Genomic DNA, 24570 nt, shown 5'->3' with positions numbered 1-24570 from the left:
CCATGCGCGGGATCCCTACGGGAGAAGCATCCATGTCTCAACCACTCGACCTGGCGTCGGTCAACGCCCTGGACGAAGCGGCCTTTGCCGATGCCTTCGGCAGCGTGTTCGAACACTTTCCGCAGGCTGCCGAGGGCGCCTGGGCGCAGCGGCCGTTCGCATCGGCAACGGCGCTGCATGGCGCCATGATGGACGTGGTGCGCAAGCTTGACGAACCGCGCCAGCGCGATTTCCTGAACCTGCACCCGCAGCTGTCGGCACGCAATATCCGCGCGGGCACGATGACCGCCGATTCCAACGCCGAGCAGAAGAGCGCCGGCCTGGACGCGATGTCGGCGCAGCAAGAGGCCGCGCTGGACCAGCTTAACGCGGACTACCAGGCGCGCCATGGCTTCCCGTTCATCATCTGCGTGCGCCACTACACCCGCGAAGGCATCTTCGCCGCGTTCGAACGCCGGCTTGGCCGCAGCACGCAGCAGGAGCTTGATGAAGCGCTGGCACAGATCGCCGCGATCACGCGAGGGCGGCTGGCGGCGCGGCTGGCCGGTTGAGTCCAGCGCCTATCCAAAGGCCTCAAGCGCCAGCGCCAGCATCCCCACCAGGATGAGGCTGGCGGCCCAGACCGCCTCCAGGTTGAACCAGCTCCGCGATACGAACTTCAGTCCCAGGTAGCGGTAGACCAGCCACGCCATGGCGCCGCCCACGGCGAACATGGCCAGGGTGTGGATGACGGAAACCAGCAGCGCCATGCCCAGGTTGGCGCTGGCGAGCGTGGCGGCGGCCTGGTGCCCCAGGTCCGTCTCGGCACGGCAGAGGCCAAGATAGATCGGCACCAGCATCAGGCCGGCGCCATGCGCGATCGCCACCGCGAACGACCATAGCGCCAGCCGCGATGGCGCGATGCGCACCAGTGCGCGCGGGTGGCCTCGCCTGAGCAGCAGCACGATGCCGCAGCCGATCAGCAGCACGCTGGCGCCGATGCGGATCTGCGCTTGCCAGGCGACCAGGGCCGCCAGCATGCCGAAAGGCAGCGTCACCGCCAATACCGCAAGCGCATGCCCGAAAGCCAGGTACCCGAGCGCGGCAAGGAGGGCGCGGCTGCTATGCGCCAGCAAGCCGTTCGATACCGCCAGCGGCCAGCCCATGGCCGGGTTGATGCCGTGATAGAGGCCGCTGGCCAGCACTGCCGACCAGAGACCGATCTGTTCCCAGGCGTGACCGGTCAAGCCTTGACCGAGGGATAGCAAAACGAGTCGGTCGAGCAGTCGCCGCCTTCCAGCCGGATCTGGTGCGCGCGGTAGCCTTCCGGAAACTCGACCCAGTAGTCATCGGCCAGCGTCAGCCCGCCGTCCGGGCCGGCATGCGCCATGACTTGCGTGCCGGGGATGCCGTCTGGGTAGAACTGGTTGTCCCAGGTGGAGTAGAGCGAGTTGGTCCAGTAGACGCGCTTGCCGTCGCGGCTGATCTCGACCATCTGCGGGCCGCCGGCGAATGGCTTGCCGTTGGGATGCGGCGTGCGCCGGACGATGCCGCCGATATGGACCGACCCAGAAAGCCTGGGCTTGCGCGGATCGGTCACGTCGTACTGCCGCATTTCGCCGGTGCCCCAGCAGGACACGTAGAGGAACTTGTCGTCGAGGGACAGATCGATATCGGTCACCAGCGGCGGCACGGCACCGAAGCCCTGCAGCAGCGGCGGCAGCAGGCTTGCATCGGCGGCTTCGGGGGGGATGGTTGCGGTCTTCTCGGCGTGGAACTTGCCGCCTTCGCGCCACCAGGTCCAGATCGAGCCCTCCAGGTTGGTGGTATCGACCACCACGCCAACAAAGCCGTATTCCCGGATCGGATCATGCGCAGGCCTGACTTCCAGCGCCATCTGGTGGTTGGCGCCCAGGTCGATGGTCTGCACGTTGCGGCGCGCCCGCAGGTCCCAGAAATGCAGCTTGTGCCCGTAGCGGTTGCCCAGCAGGTCCTCGGGCACCAGACCGTTCTCGAACTGCGGCGGCAGGGCCCATTCGCTCGACACCATGTAGTCGCGCGGCAGGTTCCACCAGAAGTCGTAGTGCTTCTCCTGTTCGCCGCGGTCGATTTCCCAGCGGCCCAGCACGTCGAAGGTCTCGCAGTCCATGATGAAGATGCCGGGCGCGCCGTCCGTGCCATCCGGGCCACCGCCCCCGAGCGTGCTGACGTAGATGCCCTCCGGCCCGCAGTGCACGGTATGGGGCCTGGAGTAGCCGGTCTTGCGGAAGATCTCGTCCGGCTCAACGATCTTGTGGATCCGTGCCTGGGTCGGGTGCGGCTTGGTGTCGATGATATACAGGCGCGAAGAGCGCATGCCCGGAATGATCAGGTAGCGCCGTTCGAGAAACGCGTGGCCGGTCAGCGGCGACAACGACGACGAGCACGCATTCCAGCCGAAATGGTGCAACTCGTCGCCCTTGTTGGTCATCGGCACGGTATGCACCACCTGGCTGTAGGTGGGCGAGCCGGGTTTGGCGTCGATCACCGCGAGCGCGTCTGGCTGCGAGGCGTCGGGGCTTAGCAGCACCGTATAAGCAAATGATTCCGCTGGTGCGCTGATCGCGAGTTCCGGCGAGGCGTGAAATGTCGGATCTGGCCGCATGTTCATGGGGAACCCTCCTGGTTTTGCAGGACGTCGCAACGTCGCCGGTACATCACTTGCCCTTGGCGCGTGGCCAAGGTGCAGGGTAAGCCTACTTAGCCTAGGTCGTTCTCAATACCGAGTCAAAGGCGGCGCAGGCGCGGCAAGTGAATGACCCCCAGGGGGCTTATTCATGCTGGCAAAAGATTCGCTTCGTGAAATAGAGATTTACGAAAAGCCATGAATCAAGCAGAAACGGGGTTCCGGGCCAGCGCGCGCAACGCGCGCCACACCGGTATCAGCGAAACGATCAGCGAAATGGAAACCCAAGCAATGGATGCGGTGAAACCTCAAGGTGAGGGCGATGATGAGTTCTGCCTGGACAATCCGGCACTGGAGAGCATCGGTGTCAGGATCACCCGGTGGCGCGACGACTATGTGGAACTTGAGCTCCCGCTCGCGCCCAATATGCTCAACCGCAGCCGGGTGGTGCATGGCGGCACCATCTGCACCTTGCTCGACGCCGCCACTGGCTATTCGGGCCTTTACTCGGCGCCGGGCGAGGCCGCGCGCCATGCGGTCACGCTGTCGCTGACCTCGAACTTCCTGAGCAACGGCACGGGCAAGCTGCTGACCGCAAAGGGCATGGTCGACCGGCGCGGGCGCTCGATCTTCTTCTCGCGCGCAGAGGTGTGGCTGGATGGGGAGCTGCTGGTGGCAACCGGCGTCGCCACGATGAAGTACCTGAAGTAGGCAGCCCGTCTCAGGCGCCGTCCTGGCGCCAGCGTGTCGGCGACTTGCCGAACTGTGCCGCGAACCAGCGCGAGAATGCGCTCGGTTCCGAAAACCCCAGCAGCGTGGCGACCCGGGCCAGCGGCCGCTGCGGATCCTGCAGGTAGCGTTGCGCAAGCTCGCGGCGCACCTCATTGACCAGCGCGGAGAAGGTGTCGCCATCCTGCTCCAGCTGGCGCTGCAGCGTGCGCGGACTGATGCCAAGGCTTTGCGCGACCTGTTCCACCGCGCCGCGCCCGCGCGGCAACAGCTGGTGCAGGGTGCGCCGGACCTCGGCAGCGATCGAAGGCTTGCCGGCCCCCGGCTGCAGGTCGAGGAAGCCCCTGGCATACCCGGCCAGGCTGGCATCGGCCAGCGGGTTGATGCGATCCAGGTCGCCGCTGGCGAGCACCAGCCCGTCGAACTCCGAACCGAACTCAATGTGTTGCCCGAACAGGCGCCTGTGGATTTGCAGGTCGGCCGGCGCCGCATGGGCGAAGTGCACGCTGTGCGGCTTCCAGGACGCGCCCAGGATGGCGCGGATCAGGCTGTACAAGGCGGCAACGGTCAGTTCCATGGCCTGCCTGCCGGGCTGGTGCCGGCCGGTCTGCAACGTCACATGCAGCACCGTGATCTCGGGGTACTCCGTGACCAGGATGGAGATGGAGTCGCTGAGCCAGTGGCGGTAGCGCTCGATCTCCGCCAGAGCGTGGCGCAGCGTGGGCTGGTGCTGCAGCAGCAGGCTGACCGGGCCGAAGTCTGACAGGCGCCACGATTCCCCCACCATCAGGCCAAGCGAATGGCAGGCGGTGACCCGGGCCGAAGCCTCCAGCACTTCGGCCAGGCGCGCTTCCGGGATGCGCAGGTCCGGGGTGTACAGGCAGGCCTGGTCCAGGCCGGCCTGGGCCACCATGCGCACCGGATCCAGGCCCGCGCCCCGGGCAATCTCCAGGTATTTGGTCAGGGAAGCGCTGCGAACAAGGACGGTCATAAGGCTGCCGCGAGAGTGGGTGGGGGCGTCGGTCGTGTCCGTCATCAAATGTCAAATCCTGGCGCGATCGGTCAAGGGTGCCGCGCCATGGCTGTCTGACAATCGTTACCGTCGCGCCAATGATAGCGGCGCGGGCAGGACACGACAATCAGGAGACAGCCTTGGCAAAAGCCATTCGCATGTACGAGACCGGAGGGCCCGATGTCCTCCGCTATGAGGACGCCGAGGTAGGCGACCCGGGCCCGGGCGAGGTACGGATCCGCCACGCCGCCGTCGGGCTGAACTATGCCGACACCTACTTCCGCAACGGCACCTACCCGGTGCCGTTGCCCGGCGGCATGGGCGTGGAGGCAGCCGGCGTGGTGCAGGCGGTGGGGCCGGGCGTGACCCATGTCGCGGAGGGCGATCGCGTCACATACACCGGCTTTATCAACACCCTGGGTGCGTACAGCACCGAGCGCCTGGTGCCCGCCGCACCGCTGATCCGCCTGCCGGAAGCGATCAGCTTCGAGACCGCGGCGGCGATGACCATGCGCGGCCTGACCTCCGCCTACCTGATGCGCCGCATCTACCCGTTCCAGGGTGGCGAAGCCATCCTGCTGCACGCGGCTGCCGGCGGCGTGGGACTGATCGTCTCGCAATGGGCCAGGCTGCTCGGCCTGACCGTGATCGGCACCGTCTCGACCGAGGCCAAGGCAGAGGTGGCGCGCGCCCATGGCTGCGACCACATCATCAACTACAGCCATGAGGACGTGGCAAAGCGGGTGCGGGAGCTGACCGATGGCGCGGGCGTGTCCGTGGTCTTCGACAGCGTGGGCAAGAGCACCTTCATGGCCTCGCTGGACTCGCTGAAGCGGCGCGGGTTGATGGTCTGCGTCGGCACGGCCTCCGGCACCATCCCGCCGTTTGATCCGCAGCTGCTGGCGAGGAAGGGTTCGGTCTACCTGACCCGTCCGGCGCTGGCCGACTACATTGCGGACCCCGCCGAAAAGGCCGAACTGGCTGCCGAGGTGTTCGGCCACGTTGCCGCTGGCCGTATCCGCATCGAAATCAACCAGCGCTATGCGCTGCAGGATGCCGTGCAGGCCCACCGCGACCTGGAATCACGCAAGACCACCGGGTCTTCGATCTTTGTGCTGTAAAGGAGCGTCCCCATGCGAGCCCAACCGCTTACCTGCAATATCGGCGCCGAAGTCAGCGGCGTCAGCCTGGCCGATGCCGCGCGCGACGACGCGCTGTTTGCCGAGATCAAGTCCCTGCTGCTCACGCACAAGGTGCTGTTCCTGCGCGACCAGGAAATCTCCCGCGCGGACCACGTGGCGTTCGCGCGCCGCTTCGGCGAACTGGAAGACCATCCCGTCGCCGGCAGCGATCCCGATCATCCAGGGCTGGTCCAGATCTATCGCAGCGACAAGCGCGAGAACTACGAGAACAGCTACCACACCGATGGCAGCTGGCGCGAAACCCCGCCCATGGGCTGCGTGCTGCGCTGCATCGAATGCCCGCCGGTCGGCGGCGACACCATCTGGGTCAACATGGCGGCGGCCTACGAGCACCTGCCCGAGGAAATCAAGCAGCGCATCGCCGGCCTGCGCGCCAAGCACAGCATCGAGCATTCGTTCGGCGCGGCGATGAGCCCGGAAAAGCGCGCCAGCCTTGCCGCGCAGTACCCCATGGTCGAGCACCCGGTGGTGCGCACGCATCCGGAAACCGGCGAGAAGGCGCTCTACGTCTGCGGCTTCTCCACGCATTTCGCCAACTTCCATACGCCCGAGAACGTGCGCTACGGACAGGACAAGACCCCGGGCGCCAGCCATCTGCTGAACTACCTGATCAGCCAGGCGGCGATTCCCGAATACCAGGTGCGTTTCCGCTGGCAGCCCAACAGTGTGGCCATCTGGGACAACCGCTGCACCCAGCACTACGCGGTGCAGGACTACTGGCCGGCGCCGCGCAAGATGGAGCGCGCCGCCATCATCGGCGACAAGCCGTTCTGAGGCGCACCAGCCGCCGCCAGGCCACGTGCCTTTATCAATGGAGACATGCCGTGCACTACCTCGATGGATCCCTGTTCCCTGAAAACCAGCAGCCGCTGATCATCACCGCGGCACCGTATGCACCGGGCTGGCTGCCCTCCGATTTCCCGGAAGACATCCCCGTGACGATGGAAGACCAGATCCAGAAGGCCGTGGATTGCTACAACGCCGGCGCGACTGTGCTGCACCTGCATGTGCGCGAACTCGACGGCAAGGGCTCGAAGCGTCTGTCCAAGTTCAACGAGCTGATCGCCGGGGTGCGCAAGGCGGTGCCGGAGATGGTCATCCAGGTGGGCGGTTCGATCAGCTTCGCGCCGGAAAACGAGGGGGATGCCGCCAAGTGGCTTTCCGACGACACGCGCCACATGCTTGCCGAACTCGACCCCGTTCCGGACCAGGTGACCGTCACGGTGAACACGTCGCAGATGAACGTGACGGAGCACGCGGAGCTCGCGGATTTCAAGGGCACCTCGCGCGAGAACCCCGCGATCTTCAACGCGTACAAGGAGATGACGGTTCCCGCCCAGCCTGGCTGGGTCGAAGAGCACATCCGCCGCCTGTCCGCTGCCGGCATCCAGAGCGCATTCCAGTGCTACAACATCAATAGCTTCGAATCCGTTGAGCGGCTGATCCGGCGCGGCGTGTACAAGGGCCCGCTGGTCATGAACTGGGTGGCGATCAGCGGCGGCATGGATGCGCCGAGCGTCTTCAACCTCGCCAACATCGTCCGCGCCGTGCCGGATGGCGCGGTGCTGACCGTCGAAAGCTCCGTGCGCAACGTGCTGCCTGTGAACATGATGGGGATTGCCCTGGGCCTGCATGTGCGGTGCGGAACCGAGGACTGCCTGTGGAACCAGTCGCGCACGGCCAAGATGAGCACGGTGAAGCAGATCGAGCAGCTGGTGCGCATCGCGGGCGAATTCGGCCGCAAGGTGGCAACGGCCCAGGAAGCGCGCGACATCCAGAAGATCGGCGTGTTCTACGACACGGTCGAAGAGACGCTGGAGGCCAACGGCTTCGCGCCGAACCGCAATGGCGGCAATCAGGGCTTCCTGCGCAAGGCCGCCTGACCCGGGTCGGTCGGCACTGGCGATGCGCCAGCAGAAGGGCAGGGGTGGCAGATCACCGGCTCACGATGAAGCCGGCTGCTGCCCTGAACAACCCTCGAACATTCGGAGACAACCATGAATCAAGCACAACCGTCGGCGCGCCGCAGGGCGTCGCTGTCATGCATGCTCGGCCTGGCGCTGTCGGTGGCGCTGCCGGCTGCGCTCCCATCGACCGCCCAGGCTCAGGCGTGGCCGACCAAGGTGGTCAGGATCGTGGTCGGCGGCCCCGCCGGCGGCACCGCCGATATCCTCGGGCGCCTGCTGGCCGAGGGGCTGACGCAGTCGCTGGGCAAGCCGGTGATCGTCGAGCAGAAGCCGGGCGGCGCCGGCGCGATCGCGGTCAACACACTGCTTTCCGCACCGCATGACGGACATACGCTGCTGCTGATCCAGGGCGGCATCGTTTCCGAAACGCCGCTGGCGCTGAAGGTCTCGTTCGATCCTTTCAAGGACCTGAAACCCGTTGCCCAGGTGGCCCGTACGGGGCTGGTGCTGGTGGGCAACCCCAAGCTGCCGGCGAAGAACTTCAGCGAACTGCTTGCCTACATCAAGAGCAAGCCCGGGCAGATCGACTATGCCTCTTATGCCGCCGGCATGCGCGGCCAGACCATCGGCGTCCAGTTCAACCGCCTGGCCGGCGTGGATATGAAGCATGTCGGCTACAAGGGATCGCCGCCCGCGCTGCAGGACGTGATGGGCGGCCATGTGCCGCTGATGTTCGACGGCCTGGCCACGTCGCTGCCGCTGATCAAGTCCGGCAAGCTCAAGGCCTATGCCGTGGCGTATCCCAAGCGCATCCCCGCGCTGCCAGATGTGCCGACCTTCGCCGAAGTCGGCTTCCCGGCGATGACGGAGCCCGGCTGGATGGGGGTGTGGCTGCCGCCGGACGTGCCGGCGGCGGTGCAGGAAAAGATCCGCAACGCCACGCTGGCCATCGTGCAGCAGCCCGGCTACCGCGAGCGCGTGGAGGCCATGGGCATGGACGCCGGGCAGCCGCTCAGCAGCGAGGCCCTGTCCAGGGATGCGCGCGCCGCCCATGAGCGGCAGGCGGAGTTGCTGCGGTCGATACATTTCGTGCCGGAGTAGGGGGCGGCCCGCCTTGCGCGGGCCTCGGCGAATCGTTCAGCAAAGTTGTATGCTTTCTGCATGGCGCGCCGGGCGCCTTCAGCGCGTCCCGGCCACGGCGCAAAAAGTATGGCGGTGACGATATGAAGCCTGCTCACGCATTGATTGTGACTTGCGTCATGCTGGCCGCCTGCGTATCGACGGGCGTCGAGGTGAAACAGGAGCAGATGGCGAACTTCCTGCTCGGTTTCTCCACCCTCGACGACGTTACCGCCCAGCTGGGGAAGCCCTCGTCGCAGACCACCCTGGTCAACGGGTCGACCATCCTGATCTATTCGTTTGCGGCCTCCAGGCCGCACCCTGAGAGCTTTATCCCGTTCATTGGCCCGCTGTTCGCCGGCGGCGCGATCCGGTCGTCGACGGTTTTCTTCGAGTTCGACGAGAACGGCGTCCTCAGGAGCCAGCGCCTGACGACGTCCGGCAGCGTTTCGGGATGGAGCGTGCTGCCGCCCGATGCGTTGCCATAGGCGGGGGCGGTATACTTCCGGTCCTTTACGGCCCTGGCCAGACACCTGAGAGTCCCCATGAGCGCTTTGCCTCCCTGCCCAAAATGTCATTCCGAGTTCACCTATGAAGACGGAGGCCTCTACATCTGCCCGGAATGCGCGCATGAATGGTCGGCGCAGGCAGCGGCGCCGGCCGAACCGGAGGCCAGGGTTTATCGCGATGCGGCAGGCAATGTCCTGCAGGACGGGGACACCGTCACCGTCATCAAGGACCTGAAGCTGAAGGGGTCGGCCGGCGTGGTCAAGATGGGTACCAAGGTGAAGAACATCCGCCTGGTCGACGGTGACCACGATATCGACTGCAAGATCGACGGCTTTGGTGCCATGAGCCTGAAATCGGAGTTCGTCAGGAAGGTGTAAGCGGGCGCCGGCGAGCCGGTGCCTGCCTTCAGTTGAACACGTCCTGCCGATAGCGTCCCGCGCTGACCAGGTCCGCCAGCCAGTCCGAAGCCGCCTCTGGCGTCATCCCCCCTTGCTCTGCGCCGATCTGAATCAGCACCTGCCTGACCGCGGGCGCCATGTGGCGGCCGTCGCCGCACACGTAGATGATCGCGCCCTGGTTCAGCCGGGCCCAGACATCGGCACGGCGCTGCCACAGCAGGTCCTGCACGTAGCGCGGCTCGCCATCCACGACTGAACAGGCCAGGTGGACCTGCACCACGCCCTGTGCCTGCCAGCGCTCCACGTTGTTGCGGTAGAGCCAGTCGTGCGCGGGGTGGCGGCAGCCGTAGTACAGCTGCACCGGGGCCACCGGCTGCCCGGCTGCCTGTTGCGCGGCCCGCTCCTCAAGAAAGCCGCGGAACGGCGCAATGCCCGTGCCGGGGCCGATCAGGATCATGGGCGTGGCCGGGTCCGCCGCGGGCGCGAAGGTGGGATTGGGGGTGCGGATGGCACCCGCCACCATGGCGCCTGGCGCCAGGCCCTGCAGCCAAGTGGAAGCCACGCCGCGGAAGAGTCCGCGGCCCGATAGCGCCGGTGACCAGACCGTGCCGACGGTGATGGTCGCCACGCCGGGCGAGACCAGCGGCGATGAGGCGATCGAATAGAACCTCGGCCGCATTGGCACGGTGCAAGCCAGCAGGCCGGCCAGATCCACCTCGATGGCGGGAAAGCGGTCCAGCACGTCGGCCAGCCCGAGCCGGCGCGGCGCCACCTGGGCGGCGTACCCGCTCCCGGCGTCGTCCGAGGCCAGCTGCCGCAGGGCCTGGCGCGTGACCGGGCAGCGCGAAGACTGCGACAGCAGGCGCAGGGTATGGCGCGACACCACGTCCTGCAGCTCCACAAAATGGGTCAGCAACTGGCGCACGGACAGGGCCTCGCCCAGCGGCAGGCCGCGCGCGGCCCCGCCGGAGGCGGACAACGTGACGATTGCGTCCGGGTCGATGCCGATCCGCTCGCACAGGGCCGCGACCATCCCGGGCTGGTTCTGCGGATAGACGGCGAGGTGATCGCCTGTGGCGTAGCGCACGCCGTCGGGCAGCCTGAGGCGGATATCGCGCGTGGAAGTCCGCGGCGCCTCGTGCGAGAAATCCCACAGGCCGGACGGATCGTTCACCAGCTCGGTGTTGGCCAGGACCGTGAAGGCCTCGGTGTTTGCCGGCAGCGTGGACGCGCGGATCTCGGCGACGTCTTTCACCTGCACCCGGACCGGCGGCGTCCCGTGGGCCGGCCCGCCCACGCCGTCACCGGCCTGCAAGGCTTGCCACAGCAAGGCCAGCCACCGTTCCACGGCCTGGTCGAAGTCGCCGTTGCCGTCGGCTTCGCCACGCGGCAGCAGCGGACTGGCGCAGGCATTGGTGAAGAATTCATAGACGCGGCGCGGGAAGGCCTGGTACGTCGGCCATTGCGAGTTGCCGCAGCCCAGCACGGCCACGCTCAGCGCTTCTGCCCGGTAGCCGCTGGCGGCGCCGCTGTCGAGCAGCGCTTCGAGCCGCCTTGCCGAGTCCGGCGCGCGGCCGTTATAGGTGGCGGCGATGATGACGGCCAGGCCGGTGGTCGGGAGCGCGTCGGCCACGTCGTCCAGGTCGCGCAGCGTCGCATCAAAGCCCGCCGCCAGCGCGCCGGCATGCACCTGCTCAGCCAGTTCGCGCGCGGTGCCAAGGCTGGATCCGCACAGCACGGCAAGTGTCCTGCCGCGGCCCTGCACATCGGGGCCCGCCCGCGGCGCTTGCGCGGTCCCGGCGAGCGGCGCCGCAGCGATGCGCTCATGCGGCCGGCGCCGGCGCGCACGCACCGTGAATCCGTCGGGCTTGATCGTCAGTGTTTCCTTGATGCGGAACTGGTAGTCGTGCGCGTCGGTGAACTGGAAATTGCGCAGCATCAGCGCCAGTGCCAGCTTGGCCTCGGTCAGCGCAAACTGGCGGCCGATGCAGGCACGTTCCCCGTTGCCGAAAGGCATGTAGGCGTGGCGCGGCAGCTTTGCCTCCTGCTCAGGCAGGAAGCGATCGATGTCAAAGCGTTCCGGGTCGGCCCACACCTTGGGGTCGCGGTGCAGCGCGGTCAGCACCACCGACAGGCGCCTGTCCTTGCGGATCAGGTAGCGGCCGCCCAGCAGCGTGTCTTCAAACGGCGCCACGGCGAAGGCAGGCGCGGTGGGCCACAGGCGCAACGTTTCCTTCAGCACGCGGTCCAGTACCGGCAGCCGCGCCAGGTCGGCGTAGACCGGCGCCGCGTCGCCGGGCAGCACGGCGTCCACCTCCGCGTAGGCCTGTGCCATCACGCCCGGGTTGCGCAGCAGTTCATACAGCGCGAAGGTGAGCAGGCCGCTGGTGGTCTCGTGGCCCGCAATCAGGAACGTGATCACCTGGTTGCGGATGTTCTCGTCGTCCAGCCGCTGGTCGGTGTCCGGATCCCGCGCTTCCAGCATCAGGCCGAGCAGGTCGTTGGCGGTGCCGCCCGGGCGTTCCGCCGCGTCGCCCGCGCGCCGCCGCCGGATCACGTCGTCCACAAGGTCGCGCATGAAGCGGGTGTCCTGGTCGAACTTCTGGTGCGCCGCATGCATGAAGCGGTCTTGCAGGGCAAAGCGCGTCAGCTTGGACATCGCCTCTTCCAGCGCGCCCACCATGGCCTCGATGAAGGGGTGCAGTTCCGCGCTGGCGAACGAATCAAAGTCATAGCCGAAGCCGGACAGCGCGATGGTATCGAGCGTCAGCCGCGTCATGTCGTCAGCGACCGCGATATCGGCATCCGGGCCTTGCTGGTCCCATTTGTCCACCAGCCGGTTGGCCACGCGCAGCATGACGTCGAAGTAGCCCTTCATCGCGCGCTGGCTGAACGCCGGCATCAGGATGCGGTGCGCCTTGCCCCAGTTGGCCTCGTCGGAGCGTGCGGTGAACAGCCCGTCGCCGGCCATGCCGCGCAGGTAGGACAGCGGCGGGCCGATGTACTTGCGGAACTGCGCGGCATCGCACAACTCGGAGGCCAGTGCCACCGACGTCACGAACGGCACGCGCCGGCCGGCGAAATTCAGCTCGAAGATGCCATCATGGTGCCGGCTGCGCGCCAGCAGGTGCTGGCCCAGCGCACCGGGTGTGATCTGCAGCAGGTTGCCCACCAGCGGCCAACCCGGGTCGCGCGGGATGGGTTCGGGGATGGTTGCATGGATGGAGCGGGCAGGGGTTTGATGCGGCGCGTCGGAGGCCTGGTCGGGGCTGGATAGCTCAATGGGCGGCGGCATGGCGGGGCGGTGTCTCCTGAACTGGCGCTGACACGCGATTTGCCACGTGCGGCCGTTTCATTTAACGTAGACATCTGTCTACCGGCGCAAGCGTAGACAACCGTAGACATGCTGTCAACGAAGCATGTCGGGCAAAAACCGAGTCCTGCTACTAAACCGCATTCATGGAAGCCATTGCCGACGGCAAACGCCGCCTGATCGACGCCGCGTTGCGGCTGGCCGCAGCCAAGCGCAGCTTTGCGGCACTCAAGCTGCGCGAGATCGCGCGCGAGGCCGGCCTGAACCCCAACACGTTCTACCGGCATTTCAGCGACATGGAAGACCTGGCCATCACCGCCATGGACGAGGTCAGCGCCGAACTGCGGCCGATGCTGCGCGCGGTCCGATGGGCCGCTGCCCGCGACAACCCGGGTGAAGTGGCCACGCGTGCGTGCGAAGCGCTGTTCCTGTACGCGCAGCATCACCCGGATGCATTCATCGTTGGTGTGTGCGGGATCACGGGCCCGCAGCCCGCGCTTCGCGTTGCCATTCGCACGGTGCTGGATGACATCGCCGCCGAGATGGCGGAAGACATCGAGCGGCTGGGGCTGTGTCCCAAGCTCTCACGCCCGGTCATTGACGACGTCTGCGCGTACGTCGTTTCCTACCTTTTCCATCAATGCGTCGACTACATCGAAGCCGATGCCGCCGGACGGCGCAGGCTGATGGCGCGCTCGGTGCAGTTGAGTTGCTGGCTGCTGCAGGGCGCGGCAGGGCCGAATGCCCAGCCGGGAGCGAAATCAGGCAGGGAGCGCAAGGCCGTGGCGGCGTAGCCTGTTGCGACGAAACACGCAGAAGGAAGAAACTCAGCCGAAGCAGTGGCCGAAGCGAAGGCGTGTGTCCGGGCCAGCACTCACCCTGAAATCGTGATGCCACACTCTTGCGCCACCGCCAGGAGCTTTTCCATGTCCGGCGCGCCTGGCGGAATTTCCTCATCGAGCCGCGTGAACAGGTGCGATGCGTTTCCGCCGTGGCTGGTGACTGAAATCATTTCGCCGCCGCCGAAGCCGAAACGGAAGTAATGCACCGTGCCCGCTGGCACATGGACAAAGGTGCCAGCGGCAGCAGTGATCGCTTGATCGCCATAGCCGATCTCGACCGTCCCCTTGGTAATGAAGAACGATTCGTCCCAGTCATGGCTATGCGGCGGTGGGCCACTGCCTTCTTCGCCCTGCTGCAGAAACACCTCATAGCCTTGCGTGGCGGTCTTGGATGCCAGCACCGTGATCCTTTCTCCCACCACGTTGAGCGCGCGTCCATACGCTTCCGGAGTCACCGCAAATGGTTCTGGTTTCATGATTTTCTGCTCCGTCAGTGAGAGCGCCGACGTGGCGATGCTATCCGGGTGTGAGGCATGCGGCAGCTCCAAAGCGAGCCGGCCACGATGCCGGACGGGCGGGGCATGGGCTGCCCGCTTATTTGATGTGTGGGAATTTTAGGCGGCCCACGATCGGAAGTCATCGCCAGGAATGAGGATTGCCACGGCCAATGTGCGTCAGCAAACGTTCCTCCCATGCGCAATGTCACTTGCCCCTGGCTCGCTTTCCCATTTCAATGGAGTTGACAGGGAGAAGGGATGAGATCATGGCAGTCACTCGCTTGCAGAGCATTCCCGGCATCGGGGTTGACAGGATGACCGACAAGGCTGGCTCGATGCGTAACGCCAACAGCCATCTGCCTTTCATGGGCCAGCCCGCACTGCGGGAAACCGCAGTCGAACGCGTCCGACGCCTCTCCGGCGTCACATACGGCCCTGATACCGAATGCATCGCCGAGCGAATTCGCCTGGCCCCGATACGTGCAACGCTGAGCGACGAAAATGCCGGCCGCTTCTGGTCATGATGGTTCCGAGGGCAGCGACCGGACCCTGCTGTATTTCGGTTGGCTGACCCTGTTCATCGCTCTGGCAACGCCGGCCGGTTACCTGGTCGATATACAGACGTCGTACCTGCTCAAGAACCAGCTGCATGCGACGGCGACGGAGATCTCGACATTCCGGCTGGTGACGGGCATACCAGTCTACCTTGCGTTCGTTTTTGGCCTCGCGCGCGACCAATGGAATCCGCTGGGATTGCGCGATCGTGGCTTCTTCCTGATTTTCGCCCCGGCGACCGCGGTGGCATTCATCTGGATGGCGTATTCAGGTTTCTCATACGCGGGGCTGGTCATCGGGATGCTGCTGGCAATGCTGTCGTCCCGGTTCATCGCCGCAGCCTATCAGGGGTTGATCGCCCTGGTGGGCCAGGAGAAGCTCATGTCCGGGCGCCTGAGCGCCCTGTTGAACGTGGTCGGCTCCGTCCCGGTCGTTGCGGGAGCGTTCGCCTCCGGGTACATCTCCGATCATCTCGCCGCAAAAGAAGCCTTCCTGCTGATGGCGATGTTCGCCTTTTTGATTGCGGTCCTGGCGCTCTGGAAGCCCGTTTCGGTCTTCGGCCATATCTACGAGAAGCCGCAAGCCAGGGGCACGGATCTCGTTGGCAATGTCAGGCGGCTGGTGAGACATAAGGCTGTTTATCCAGCGGTTCTCATCTGCTTTCTGTGGAACTTTGCGCCAGGAGCGGCCACGCCGCTGCAGTTCTACCTGAGCAATGAGCTGCATGCATCGGATTCCGTTTACTCGTACTACAACGGGATCTTTGCCGCCGCGTTCGTCCCGACATTTCTGCTGTATGGCTTTCTGTGCAAGAAGGTATCGCTGAACAAGCTGCTGTGGTGGGGAACGATCGTCGCAGTGCCGCAGATGGTTCCGCTGGCATTCATCCACTCAGCCAATCTTGCCCTGGTATTGGCGGCACCGATAGGGCTGATGGGCGGTGTCGCCACGGCAGCATACTTCGATCTCGCGATGCGGTCCTGTCCGCCGGGCCTGCAAGGAACCTTGATGATGCTGGTGGATGGCGTTCTCGCGCTCTCGGCGCGTGCCGGCGATCTCCTGGGCTCATGGATCTATAACAGCAGCCCAACGCACGGTTTCACATATTGCGTGATCACGACTACCGTGGTGTACGCACTGATCCTGCTTTTGATCCCGCTGACGCCAAAGGCATTGATTGCTACCAGGGATGGCGAACCAAGTCCGGAGGTCCAAGCCTAGGCGTCGGCCCGCTGCTGCTCCAGCGTGCGCAATCGCTGGCGGGCGAGGAGGGGGCAGGCCCTAGTAATGTATGGTGGCCGGGCTCTGGATGCCGGCGTTCTCGTCAACGACATACGCTTCGATTCCTGCGCTGCCGCCATTCCACCAGTTTGTCATATCAAAGACAGTCTCGTCGTCCAGCCGCTGGACATGGACACCGTAGATGGTCAGCGGCTTGCCGGGCGCGCAGACCGCGGGCGAAGTCAGTGGCCTCAGGAAGTGAACAGCGCTGGGCGATGTCGTGGATATGTTGGTGACGCGCTGTGCAACGAAGCGGCCTGAGATATTCTGAATCTGCAACGCTGTCTCGACGTCAAGGCCAATCCCTCGGGCGGCCGACGGGTTCGTCAGGACTCCGCCCTCGCAGCCCGAACCGGACCATGGCGCAATGCTTCTTGACAGGAACGTGACCAGCCTGCCCATGCGATCGCGCGTGTCGAAGTGAGGATCGACGAACGTATTGTCCAATGCCGTAGTGTTCAGGAATTCAGGGCCGGAAAACCCTTTCGGGTCAAATGTCATGTACTTGTTGTATGGATCGCTCAGCGCCTGCGTCGATGTGACCGTCCCTTCGATGGCGGAGAAAACGAACTGCCCCAGGACGTTGGCCCCGGCGCTGGTGCCGCCAACAGGAACGTTCTGCTGCATGAGCGCGGCGATGGTCGCGTTGAGCTTCGTACCTTTCCAGAACTTGATGTAGTTGGCCTGATCGCCGCCCGCAATCCACAATGCGTTCGCGCTGCCGACAACGGCGTTTACAAACGGATCATTCGCCGCAGCTGTGTCGGTAATGACCAGCGTTTCCGCCGCAGTCAGGCCGAGGTACGCGCCACCGACATAGCCGTCCACTGCGGGGATATCGGTCGCGTTCTTCTTGTTGCTGTAGTAGAAGTAAGGGTCGTAAGCGTCGGTGCCGGTCGCGCGAATCACGACCATGCGACCGCCCGTTGCCTTGGTAATGCCCGCCTGCCGAATCATCCAGCGATACGCGCCATCGACATCGGGCCCGCCACCCATGATGACCACCGGCTGTATCGCCCGTGGCTGAGGTGTGGGGAGGGCCTGCACCGGCACTGGATTGCCAGTCATGAAGTACCGTGTACCAGTTACGAAGTAGCTGTAGGTAGTCTTGTCACCTGCAAACGCGGGGGGCATCAGCACCCCAAGTACCACGCTGATACAGGCGACCGCGTAGTACGCCACCACCCTGCAATGCTGTGTGAGCTTGGAAATGAATTCCATGACGTGACACCCCCCTGCCGCTATCTTCTTTGTACAACTCGGTGATGACAGAAAAGCAACGCGCCAAATCCCTGGAAGAGCTGGCAGATGTCACGTCGCCAGGCAAAAGCTCCCGGCTGTTATTCCGAGCACAAGTGCGGGACGTGCAGGCGTTCCGTTATAGACGCTGGCGCACAAAAACTCCAGCCGACCCTGGTCCCGACAGGAGATGCGGTGAGGCAGACACGACCACCAGCAACAAGGCCGCCATCGCGGCCTGCTTCCGAAGGTCACTACAGGCGGCGCTCGCGCATGCCGGATCGCCATGAGAGCAAAGGTGCCACGGCCATCGGCAAGGTCTGTTCGCTGGCGTACGTTGGCGTTGTACTGTTTGCCAGTCCCCGCCTGGAAGCTTGCGCAACTGGCCTCGCCAAGGCGACGGAGCGCTCAGTCGGCGCACCGTTGAATGAACTGCGTCATGGCGGGCAGGATGGATTCCCGGAAACGCTGGCCGGCGAAGGTGCCGTAGTGACCCACGCCGTCGACGACCAGGTGTTCCTTCCGGTCGGCGGCAAGACCTGCGCAGAGCGCGTGAGCCGCTTCGGTCTGGCCGCGGCCGGTGATGTCATCCTCGCTGCCTTCGATGGTCAGCAATGAAACGTTGGCAATGGCCTCGGGGTAGACACGGCGCTGGCCGACTTCCATGCGGCCGCGGCACAGGTGATGCTCCAGGAAAACCTTCTGGATGGTTTCCAGGTAGTACTCGGCCGGCACGTCGAGCACGGCGTTGTACTCGTCATAGAACTTGCGGTGCCTGGCTGCCTCGCTCTGCCTGCCATCGACCAGGTGGCGGTAAAAGTCGAGGTGCGCACCGGCATGGTGTGCGACGTTCATCGATACAAAGCCTGCCAGCTGCAGGAAGCCCGGATAAACCCGGCGCCCGTTTCCCGGGTAACCGGCGGGCACCCGTTCGATGACGTTCGCCTCGAACCACGCCAGCGAATATTGCTGCGCGAACTGGTCGACCGCCGTCGGGCTGACGCGGGTGTCGATCGGCGCGGCGATCAGGGTCATGGAGCGGGGCTGCACCTGCTCGTTGTCTTCGGCCATCTGGGCGACCGCGCAAAGCACCGGGACCCCGGGCTGGCAAACCGCCACGATATGCGTGCCGGCGCCGAGGTATCGCAAGAACTTTTTCAGGTAATCGACATAGCAGCCAAGATCGAAGTGCCCGGCGTCAAGCGGGACCAGGCGCGCATCGGCCCAGTCGGTGATGTAGACATCATGCCCGGGCAGCAATGCCTCGACCGTCGGGCGCAGCAGGGTGGCGTAGTGGCCGGAGAGCGGCGCCACCAGCAACACCCGGGGGCCAGGATTGGACATGTCCTTCCTGAAATGCAGCAGCCGGCAGAAGGGCTCCTCGATGAGCGCGGTCTCGGTGACGGCCACCCGCTGGCCGCGCACGAAGACCTCGTCGATCTCAAAGCTTGGTTTGCCATAGGCCTTGGTCAGCCGGGTGAACAACTCAAGCGCGGCGTCGGCCTCGCGCAGCCCCGGAAGCCAGGCGACCGACTCGCCCCAGAAATTGACTGCACGATAACCTGCCTCGATCATCGCCCCGAGCGGGCCAAGGGACTGCAGCGTGAGTTCCCGCAGAGCATAGAGCGCCATTGCGATTCCCGCCTTTTTGAATTGGTTGGTGTGTTGTTCTGGCGCAGGGGCCGGCAAACCGGGTGCTGCGCAATGCGGGCTTCAGCGCAGTTGGCGTGCCCGACAGCCGCATGGCCGGCTTCGTGCAAGGTGGGCGGGCGGGCGACAGGCTTCTGCCGCGGGTGCGTAGGTGGGAAGGTGGCGCTGGTGCACTGAGAAGTGCTGCGCGCGGCTCAGGTGCCGTCGATGTCGAATGGACTGGCTGCGGGAGGCTCCGGTCTTGCCGTGGCGGCCGTTGCGGCCGGACTGATGCGCGCGGCCCAGGTCGCACGCGAATCGGCTGGAATGCTGCATGATGCCCCCCTACTACTCAAGCCACCAGCATTGCGTCGCAATGCCAGCGGAACAGCTTGCAATCAAGTTACGCCATTTACATTCAGTAACATATTCGATCTAACCCTATTGCAACCCTTTGCATACGTCCTTGGCAACGAAGGAACCTTTGCGGGATCATTCGATGCGAATGTGGCCTTATGTGCAGGCGATATGTGATCCTCTATTGCCAGCAGGGCGGACGCAGCCGGGCCATCTGCTCGGCTATTTGTAAATTTTTGCAAGTTGCGTTCGGGTAAAACGCCAGGCAGGCGGATGTGGTTGACCCGCCCGGTCCCGCTTCCTCGCTGTCACGCTGCCCGGCCAATGACCGGAATCACGCCGAAGGCAACGGTAGCCAGCATCATGACCACTGCCGCCGACAGCGCCCAGAGCAGCGTATAGCGCTGGTGATCGCCAAATTCGACCTCGGCCAGGCCGACCAGCAGGTAGGTCGACGCGACCAGGGGGCTCAGCAGGTGAACCTGCTGCCCGATCAGCGAGGCGCGTCCGATCTCCGCCGCGCCGATGCCATAGACGGCGGCAGCCTTGGCCAGGATCGGCAGGATGCCGAAGTAGAACGCGTCGTTCGAGATAAAGAACGTGAACGGAATGCTCAGCACCCCCGTCACCAGGGCCATGTAGGGACCCATCCAGTCCGGCACGGCGCTGATGACGCTGTTGGCGATGGTGTCGACCATCTTGGTGCCCGACAGGATTCCGACGAAGATGCCGGCGGCGAAAATCAGCGACACCACCGGCACGACGTTGGCGGCATGCGCGCCCATGCGCTCCTTCTGTTCGTGCAGGCTCGGGTAGTTGACCATCAGCGCGATGGCGGATGCGATGATGAACAGCGCAGGCAGCGGCAAGGTGCCGAGAACCAGCAGCACCATCAGGCCGCAGGTCAGCAGGAAGTTGAACCACAGCAGCTTCGGCCTGGCGATCCGCGGATCGCCGGCGGCGGCCTCCGGCATGGCATGGCCGTCATCGCCGGCCCCGGTGCGCATCAGTGCGATGCTGCCAAGCCGGTTGCGTTCGCGGCGGCCGAGCAGGAATGCCACGAACAGGCCCCACATGCCGGTGACAATCATCGGCAGGATCATCGGCACGAACAGCGACCCCACGTCCACGCCCAGCGCGCTGGCGGCACGCGCGGTCGGGCCGCCCCAGGGCAGGATGTTCATCAGCCCGCCGGCCATCATGATCACGCAGGCCAGCACCAGCCGGCTGATGCCCAGGCGCTTGTAGAGCGGGAGCATGGCGGCGCAGGTGATCATGTAAGTGGTCGAGCCGTCGCCGTCGAGCGACACCAGCGCGGCCAGCACGAAGGTGCCCATGATGATCTTGACCGGATCGCCGCCCACTATCTTCAGGATCGCGCGCACCACCGGATCGAACAGCCCGGCATCGATCATCAGGCCGAAATACAGGATGGCGAACATCAGCATCACGCCGGTCGGCGCCAGCTTCTTGACGCCGTCCAGCATCATCGGGCCGAGTTCCGGGCCGAAACCGCCGATCGCGGCGAACGCAATCGGAACCAGGATCAGCGCCACCATGGCGGAGAGCCGTTTTGTCATGATCAATGCCATGAACACGATCACCATCGAATAGGCGAGCAGGGTCAACATCTTTTTCTGTATCTCTTTGCCGCCCTGCAGCGTGGGGCGCATGCGGGCGGGTGTGTGTGTGCGTCCGTGCGGCGCACGAGGTTAAAAGCAAGGCCGATCCCGCCGGCACGCCAGGGCGTGCCGGGTATGGAATGACCGCGGAGGGTGGCAGTCTTGCGCGCTGGCCCGGGCGGGCCGCGCGGGCGCGGCTCAGCTGGCGGAAGCGATGCGTTTCACTACCGCGTCCGCGAACTGCAGCGTGGTGGCCGTGCCGTGGAGGTCGCCGGTCTTCACCTGGTCCTGGACCAGCGTCAGCTCGATGGCCGTGCGCAGGCGCGTGGCCAGGTCCTGGCGGCCCACGTGGTCGAGCATCAGGCCGGCGGCCAGCATCAGCGAGATCGGGTTGGCAATGCCTTTGCCGGCGATGTCTGGCGCCGAGCCGTGCACCGCCTCGAAGATCGCGGCCTGGTCGCCGATGTTGGCGCCCGGCGCCATGCCAAGCCCGCCAACCAGGCCGGCGATCTGGTCCGACAGGATGTCGCCGAACAGGTTGGTACAGAGCAGCATGTCGAAGCGCCACGGGTTGAGCACCAGCTGCATGGCGCAGGCGTCGACAATGATGTCGTCCATGTCCACGCGGCCCGCGTAGTCCCTGGCGACCTCGCGCGCCGCTTCCAGGAAGATGCCGGTGAGCGCCTTCAGGATATTGGCCTTGTGCACCACCGTGATCTTCTTGCGGCCGTTTTTGACGGCGTACTCGAAGGCGAAGCGGGCAATGCGCCGGCACGCGTCGCGCGTGTTGGTGCCGGTGGACACCGCCACCGCATGCGGGTCGTCGCCAACCGGGATGTAGTAGTCATGGGCCACATAGAAGCCGCCGACGTTCTCGCGCACCAGCACCAGGTCGATATTCTCGAAGCGGCCCGGCACCAGCGTGCGGGCAGGGCGCACGTTGGCATAGAGGTTGAACGCCTCGCGCAGGCGCACATTGACCGAGCGGAAGCCACCGCCCACCGGCGTGGTCAGCGGCCCCTTCAGGGCCAGGCCGGTGCGGCCGATGCTGTCCAGCGTGTCTTGCGGCAGGGGATCGCCGCTGTATTCGACGCCGGCCATCCCCGCGCGCCGGATATCCCAGGCAAACGGGGCGCCCAGCGCTTCCAGCACCCTGACGGTGGCGTCCACTACTTCGGGACCGATCCCGTCGCCTGGGATCAGCGTGGCCGGGATCTGTTCGCGTGCACCGTTTTCCATTTGCGTTCCTGTCGTGAATTGAGCGTTTCGCTGGCCGGCCAGGGCGCCGGGCCAGGGAGGCTGTGTTTCTCGTCGCCGGGGGGCGCCGGTTGCGGATTCCGGCGTTTGCCGCCGGTCCGGATGACCAGGGGCCCGATTCTAGGCGGGGAAGGCTGTCAGGAAACTGTCAATGTGCCGGCTATGTCATTGGGGTTTACGCGGAGGGCGACGAACCCTGCTGACGGAGAACGACCGACGAATCGGGGCCGGCGACAGTGAAAGCATCGCCGGTGCAGTGCGCCAGGACTGGCCGCGACGATGAACGTGCACTGACGCCCGGAGCCGCGCTAAGCGGGCAGGCGTGCCGCCTTGAATTGTTTCCAGAGGCAGCGCAGCGGCTGCCGGTCAACGCTGACAGCCCTTGCGATATAGCCGCGCGCATAGCCACAGCCAATGGCAAGCTGCTGCCGCTCTGTCGCCAGGCGCAGCAACAATCCCTCTGCAACCGCCATATCATTGCGCCATCCCAGGTCATCCTGCAGGCGCGACAGTTGCCGGCGATAGCGGCGCACCTTATTCGCGGCAAACAAGGATTCAAAGAACTCGGTCGCGTAGCGCAGCTTCTTTGCGGCGATACGCGCACGATGGCGCCGCTGCTCATCGAGCTTTGCCATGCCCCGCCCCCGCTTGAGCAGCCTGCGTTGCCGTTTGCGCAGCGTGGCCAGCGCGAAGTCCCTGGCGGGTCCCGTGAGTGCCGCGCGCTGCGCCTCGTCAAGGCCATGGCGCCAGTCCGCGCTGCCCAGCCAATGGCTCAGCGTCAGGATCAGCCGGGTGTAACGATCGGAATTCACGGCCTGGGCCGCGCGTTGCCGCGCATCGGCTGCGACTGCCTTCGCCGCGGCAAGCACCGCGCCCGCGCCCACGTCCTCCGGCGCCCCATCGAATGCGTCACGCAAGGTGGTGTTGGCAAGCACTTCCCAGTCACGTGCGGGGCCCAGTTCATCGGCAATCCATTTGAGGTCCGATTGCAGTGCCGGCGGGCAGGCCAGCAGCGGCTCGAAGATATCAAGCGCGGAGCGCAGGCGACGCAGGCCGACACGCATCTGGTGCACGCTCTCCGGATTGGAGCCGTTGACCACGCCGCGTTCGTTCCCCGAGATTTGCGCCAGGCAGCTCTCGGCAATGCACTGAAACACGGCTTCAGCCGACCCTGCTTCGGCCAGTCTGAGGGGCTCCGCCCGTACCGCTTCATTGGCCTCGTCAGCGACCAGCGCATAGCCACGGTCGCCTTTGCTGGCGCGGCTCAGGCGCATTGGCACTGCGTCGAGCAGCCGCAGGGCAAACGCTGACAGATGGGCGGGCTCACCGGTCTGGATCTCCATCTCAAGCTCGCGGATCGGCTCCGTGGCGTCGTTCGCGCGGACAACGCCGCGATCGACCGCCAGTTCGACCTCGTCCCCCTGTGGCAAGCGCAACAGCAGCACCGTGCGCCGGACATCCGTGATGAAGATCGGCTTCAGCCGTTCCGCCAGGTCGCCTTCACGCAGCAGCGTCCCCAGCGCAGTGCCCTCGGGCAATTTGTCTCGCAGTGCACCAAGATCTGGCGTATTTCCGGGAACTGCCGACTCAAACTCTTCCCGCTCGTAAAGCGCCCCATGCTGCGTGCCCCAGGTCTTCAACGTCTGTACATAATGTTCACCTGCTTGCCGCACACGCAGCGAGGCGTGCATACGCCGAAAGGCAAGATCCGACGTATCGAAATACGTGCTCACGAGCCTGTCTTCGTGCGGCGGCTCCACACAGCAGGACGACACCAGGGGCAAGCCGATCAGCCCTTCGGCCTGGTCCTGCAGCAACTCGAGCTTGAGTTCGCGCTCCATTTATCCGAGCTTTGCCGTGCCCTCGAATTTTTCGAATACCCTGGCCTGGACTGCGTTCATCACTGCAAGGGTCTCGTCACTGGCAGGGCCGCTGGTCGTCACCCCGGTGGCGTTCTTCGGCTTCGAGCCGCACGGGTCGAAGACAAAGACCGTATCGAACTTTCCGGACGATTCTTTCTTCAGGCGCCGGTTGAGTGCTTTCAGGTATCGCTTCTTGTCAGTCTTTGACATAGGTTCCAAGGTTATCTGCGGTGGCAATAACGACCCAGGTCATTGAACCATCTGCTTAATGAACTCACTTCACCAGGCAGCACTGCTAGTGCGACTGGCTTGCATTCGACTCCCCGCCGGGGAAGGGGCTTTCGTGCTCCCGCAACTTCTGCAGCGATCGGGTCAGCCTGGCGCCGTGCTTGCGGTCCGCGGCCAGCAGCAGGGCCTCTATGCCGTCGTCCAGGCCCGCCAGCTCGCGGTCACCCGGTAGCCTGGTCGCTTTCATCTGCTGCAATTCGTTGGCAATGCGCTTGCCCAGCTTGCGCACAAACTCCGGGTCAAGATGACCTTGCGCTGCAGCACCTCCAATATGCTCGATCAAGCGCATCAGACCTTCGGGGGTGGT

The 24570-nt window shown here is 65.1% G+C and carries 24 protein-coding genes; 12 read left to right on the top strand and 12 right to left on the bottom strand.

Annotated features, from left to right (window positions below; genetic code table 11):
• Nucleotides 1–32: 32 nt before the first annotated feature.
• On the top strand, nucleotides 33–551 hold the full coding sequence (gene uraD / locus AC3WRI_RS07660; protein WP_010809719.1) for a 2-oxo-4-hydroxy-4-carboxy-5-ureidoimidazoline decarboxylase: 519 nt from the start codon (nucleotides 33–35) through the stop codon (nucleotides 549–551).
• A 9-nt stretch (nucleotides 552–560) separates the two neighbouring features.
• Here the strand turns inward: uraD and AC3WRI_RS07655 are convergent, their stop codons facing one another.
• Nucleotides 561–1226 carry a hypothetical protein gene (locus tag AC3WRI_RS07655; RefSeq protein ID WP_010809720.1) on the bottom strand — a complete coding sequence of 222 codons (666 nt, stop codon included), beginning with the start codon at nucleotides 1224–1226 and terminating at the stop codon, nucleotides 561–563.
• Entirely contained in the window at nucleotides 1223–2629 is a 1407-nt protein-coding gene (locus AC3WRI_RS07650; protein WP_010809721.1) for a selenium-binding protein SBP56-related protein, read from the bottom strand. Before AC3WRI_RS07650 ends, AC3WRI_RS07655 begins: the two co-directional genes overlap by 4 nt.
• A 306-nt stretch (nucleotides 2630–2935) precedes the next feature.
• Here AC3WRI_RS07650 and AC3WRI_RS07645 point away from each other — a divergent pair, with 306 nt between their 5' ends.
• A complete protein-coding gene (locus AC3WRI_RS07645; protein ID WP_011616948.1) occupies nucleotides 2936–3355 on the top strand; it encodes a PaaI family thioesterase in 420 nt (139 codons plus the stop codon).
• A gap of 10 nt (nucleotides 3356–3365) precedes the next feature.
• Here AC3WRI_RS07645 and AC3WRI_RS07640 read toward each other — a convergent pair whose 3' ends face one another.
• Nucleotides 3366–4364 carry an AraC family transcriptional regulator gene (locus tag AC3WRI_RS07640; RefSeq protein ID WP_492292970.1) on the bottom strand — a complete coding sequence of 333 codons (999 nt, stop codon included), beginning with the start codon at nucleotides 4362–4364 and terminating at the stop codon, nucleotides 3366–3368.
• Nucleotides 4365–4525: 161 nt separating this feature from the next.
• Here AC3WRI_RS07640 and AC3WRI_RS07635 point away from each other — a divergent pair, with 161 nt between their 5' ends.
• The 6 genes from AC3WRI_RS07635 (at nucleotide 4526) to AC3WRI_RS07610 (ending at nucleotide 9500) form a co-directional block, all read left to right on the top strand.
• Nucleotides 4526–5506 carry a quinone oxidoreductase family protein gene (locus AC3WRI_RS07635; protein ID WP_492292968.1) on the top strand — a complete coding sequence of 327 codons (981 nt, stop codon included), beginning with the start codon at nucleotides 4526–4528 and terminating at the stop codon, nucleotides 5504–5506.
• A gap of 12 nt (nucleotides 5507–5518) precedes the next feature.
• Complete coding sequence (locus tag AC3WRI_RS07630; RefSeq protein ID WP_010809725.1) at nucleotides 5519–6361, top strand: TauD/TfdA dioxygenase family protein; 843 nt, start codon at nucleotides 5519–5521, stop codon at nucleotides 6359–6361.
• A 50-nt stretch (nucleotides 6362–6411) separates the two neighbouring features.
• A complete protein-coding gene (locus AC3WRI_RS07625) occupies nucleotides 6412–7470 on the top strand; it encodes a beta-keto acid cleavage family enzyme (protein WP_010809726.1) in 1059 nt (352 codons plus the stop codon).
• 114 nt (nucleotides 7471–7584) lie between these two features.
• Nucleotides 7585–8595, top strand: coding sequence for a Bug family tripartite tricarboxylate transporter substrate binding protein (locus AC3WRI_RS07620; RefSeq protein WP_010809727.1), 1011 nt, complete (start codon nucleotides 7585–7587; stop codon nucleotides 8593–8595).
• A 122-nt stretch (nucleotides 8596–8717) separates the two neighbouring features.
• Entirely contained in the window at nucleotides 8718–9101 is a 384-nt protein-coding gene (locus tag AC3WRI_RS07615) for a hypothetical protein (RefSeq protein WP_010809728.1), read from the top strand.
• A 57-nt stretch (nucleotides 9102–9158) separates the two neighbouring features.
• The gene (locus tag AC3WRI_RS07610) at nucleotides 9159–9500 is read left to right on the top strand and encodes a zinc ribbon domain-containing protein YjdM (protein WP_010809729.1); all 342 of its coding nucleotides are present in this window, start codon (nucleotides 9159–9161) and stop codon (nucleotides 9498–9500) included.
• Between the two features lie 28 nt (nucleotides 9501–9528).
• Here the strand turns inward: AC3WRI_RS07610 and AC3WRI_RS07605 are convergent, their stop codons facing one another.
• Nucleotides 9529–12816, bottom strand: a complete 3288-nt coding sequence (locus AC3WRI_RS07605) for a bifunctional cytochrome P450/NADPH--P450 reductase (protein ID WP_492292966.1) — start codon at nucleotides 12814–12816, stop codon at nucleotides 9529–9531.
• A gap of 164 nt (nucleotides 12817–12980) precedes the next feature.
• On the opposite strand from AC3WRI_RS07605, the gene AC3WRI_RS07600 reads away from it, so the two are divergent.
• Nucleotides 12981–13628: a TetR family transcriptional regulator gene (locus AC3WRI_RS07600; RefSeq protein WP_492292964.1), complete on the top strand. Its 648-nt coding sequence runs from the start codon at nucleotides 12981–12983 to the stop codon at nucleotides 13626–13628.
• Between the two features lie 80 nt (nucleotides 13629–13708).
• Here AC3WRI_RS07600 and AC3WRI_RS07595 read toward each other — a convergent pair whose 3' ends face one another.
• A complete protein-coding gene (locus AC3WRI_RS07595; protein WP_010809735.1) occupies nucleotides 13709–14152 on the bottom strand; it encodes a cupin domain-containing protein in 444 nt (147 codons plus the stop codon).
• A gap of 287 nt (nucleotides 14153–14439) precedes the next feature.
• Here AC3WRI_RS07595 and AC3WRI_RS07590 point away from each other — a divergent pair, with 287 nt between their 5' ends.
• Together AC3WRI_RS07590 and AC3WRI_RS07585 are read left to right on the top strand one after the other, a co-directional pair.
• Complete coding sequence (locus AC3WRI_RS07590) at nucleotides 14440–14697, top strand: hypothetical protein (RefSeq protein ID WP_136227857.1); 258 nt, start codon at nucleotides 14440–14442, stop codon at nucleotides 14695–14697.
• Nucleotides 14675–15949 carry an MFS transporter gene (locus AC3WRI_RS07585; RefSeq protein WP_492292962.1) on the top strand — a complete coding sequence of 425 codons (1275 nt, stop codon included), beginning with the start codon at nucleotides 14675–14677 and terminating at the stop codon, nucleotides 15947–15949. The genes AC3WRI_RS07590 and AC3WRI_RS07585 overlap by 23 nt, the downstream gene beginning before the upstream one ends.
• 60 nt (nucleotides 15950–16009) lie before the next feature.
• Here the strand turns inward: AC3WRI_RS07585 and AC3WRI_RS07580 are convergent, their stop codons facing one another.
• Nucleotides 16010–17230 carry a cyanophycinase gene (locus AC3WRI_RS07580; RefSeq protein WP_492292960.1) on the bottom strand — a complete coding sequence of 407 codons (1221 nt, stop codon included), beginning with the start codon at nucleotides 17228–17230 and terminating at the stop codon, nucleotides 16010–16012.
• A gap of 426 nt (nucleotides 17231–17656) precedes the next feature.
• Nucleotides 17657–18880, bottom strand: coding sequence for a polyhydroxyalkanoate depolymerase (locus tag AC3WRI_RS07575; RefSeq protein WP_011616952.1), 1224 nt, complete (start codon nucleotides 18878–18880; stop codon nucleotides 17657–17659).
• Between the two features lie 225 nt (nucleotides 18881–19105).
• Here AC3WRI_RS07575 and AC3WRI_RS07570 point away from each other — a divergent pair, with 225 nt between their 5' ends.
• A complete protein-coding gene (locus AC3WRI_RS07570) occupies nucleotides 19106–19411 on the top strand; it encodes a hypothetical protein (RefSeq protein WP_136227858.1) in 306 nt (101 codons plus the stop codon).
• 131 nt (nucleotides 19412–19542) lie between these two features.
• Here the strand turns inward: AC3WRI_RS07570 and AC3WRI_RS07565 are convergent, their stop codons facing one another.
• From AC3WRI_RS07565 to AC3WRI_RS07545, 5 genes are all read right to left on the bottom strand, one after another.
• The gene (locus AC3WRI_RS07565) at nucleotides 19543–20865 is read right to left on the bottom strand and encodes a CitMHS family transporter (protein ID WP_492292959.1); all 1323 of its coding nucleotides are present in this window, start codon (nucleotides 20863–20865) and stop codon (nucleotides 19543–19545) included.
• 189 nt (nucleotides 20866–21054) lie between these two features.
• Nucleotides 21055–22095 carry an isocitrate/isopropylmalate dehydrogenase family protein gene (locus tag AC3WRI_RS07560; RefSeq protein WP_492292957.1) on the bottom strand — a complete coding sequence of 347 codons (1041 nt, stop codon included), beginning with the start codon at nucleotides 22093–22095 and terminating at the stop codon, nucleotides 21055–21057.
• Nucleotides 22096–22421: 326 nt separating this feature from the next.
• Complete coding sequence (locus AC3WRI_RS07555) at nucleotides 22422–23954, bottom strand: CYTH and CHAD domain-containing protein (protein ID WP_492292955.1); 1533 nt, start codon at nucleotides 23952–23954, stop codon at nucleotides 22422–22424.
• A complete protein-coding gene (locus AC3WRI_RS07550) occupies nucleotides 23955–24185 on the bottom strand; it encodes a hypothetical protein (RefSeq protein WP_041688054.1) in 231 nt (76 codons plus the stop codon).
• Between the two features lie 85 nt (nucleotides 24186–24270).
• Entirely contained in the window at nucleotides 24271–24552 is a 282-nt protein-coding gene (locus AC3WRI_RS07545; RefSeq protein WP_010809744.1) for a hypothetical protein, read from the bottom strand.
• Nucleotides 24553–24570: the final 18 nt, after the last annotated feature.

The organism is Cupriavidus sp. FW305-27, assembly GCF_058787995.1.
The sequence above is the reverse complement of the archived record's forward strand: the minus strand, read 5'-3'. Positions and strand labels throughout refer to the sequence as shown.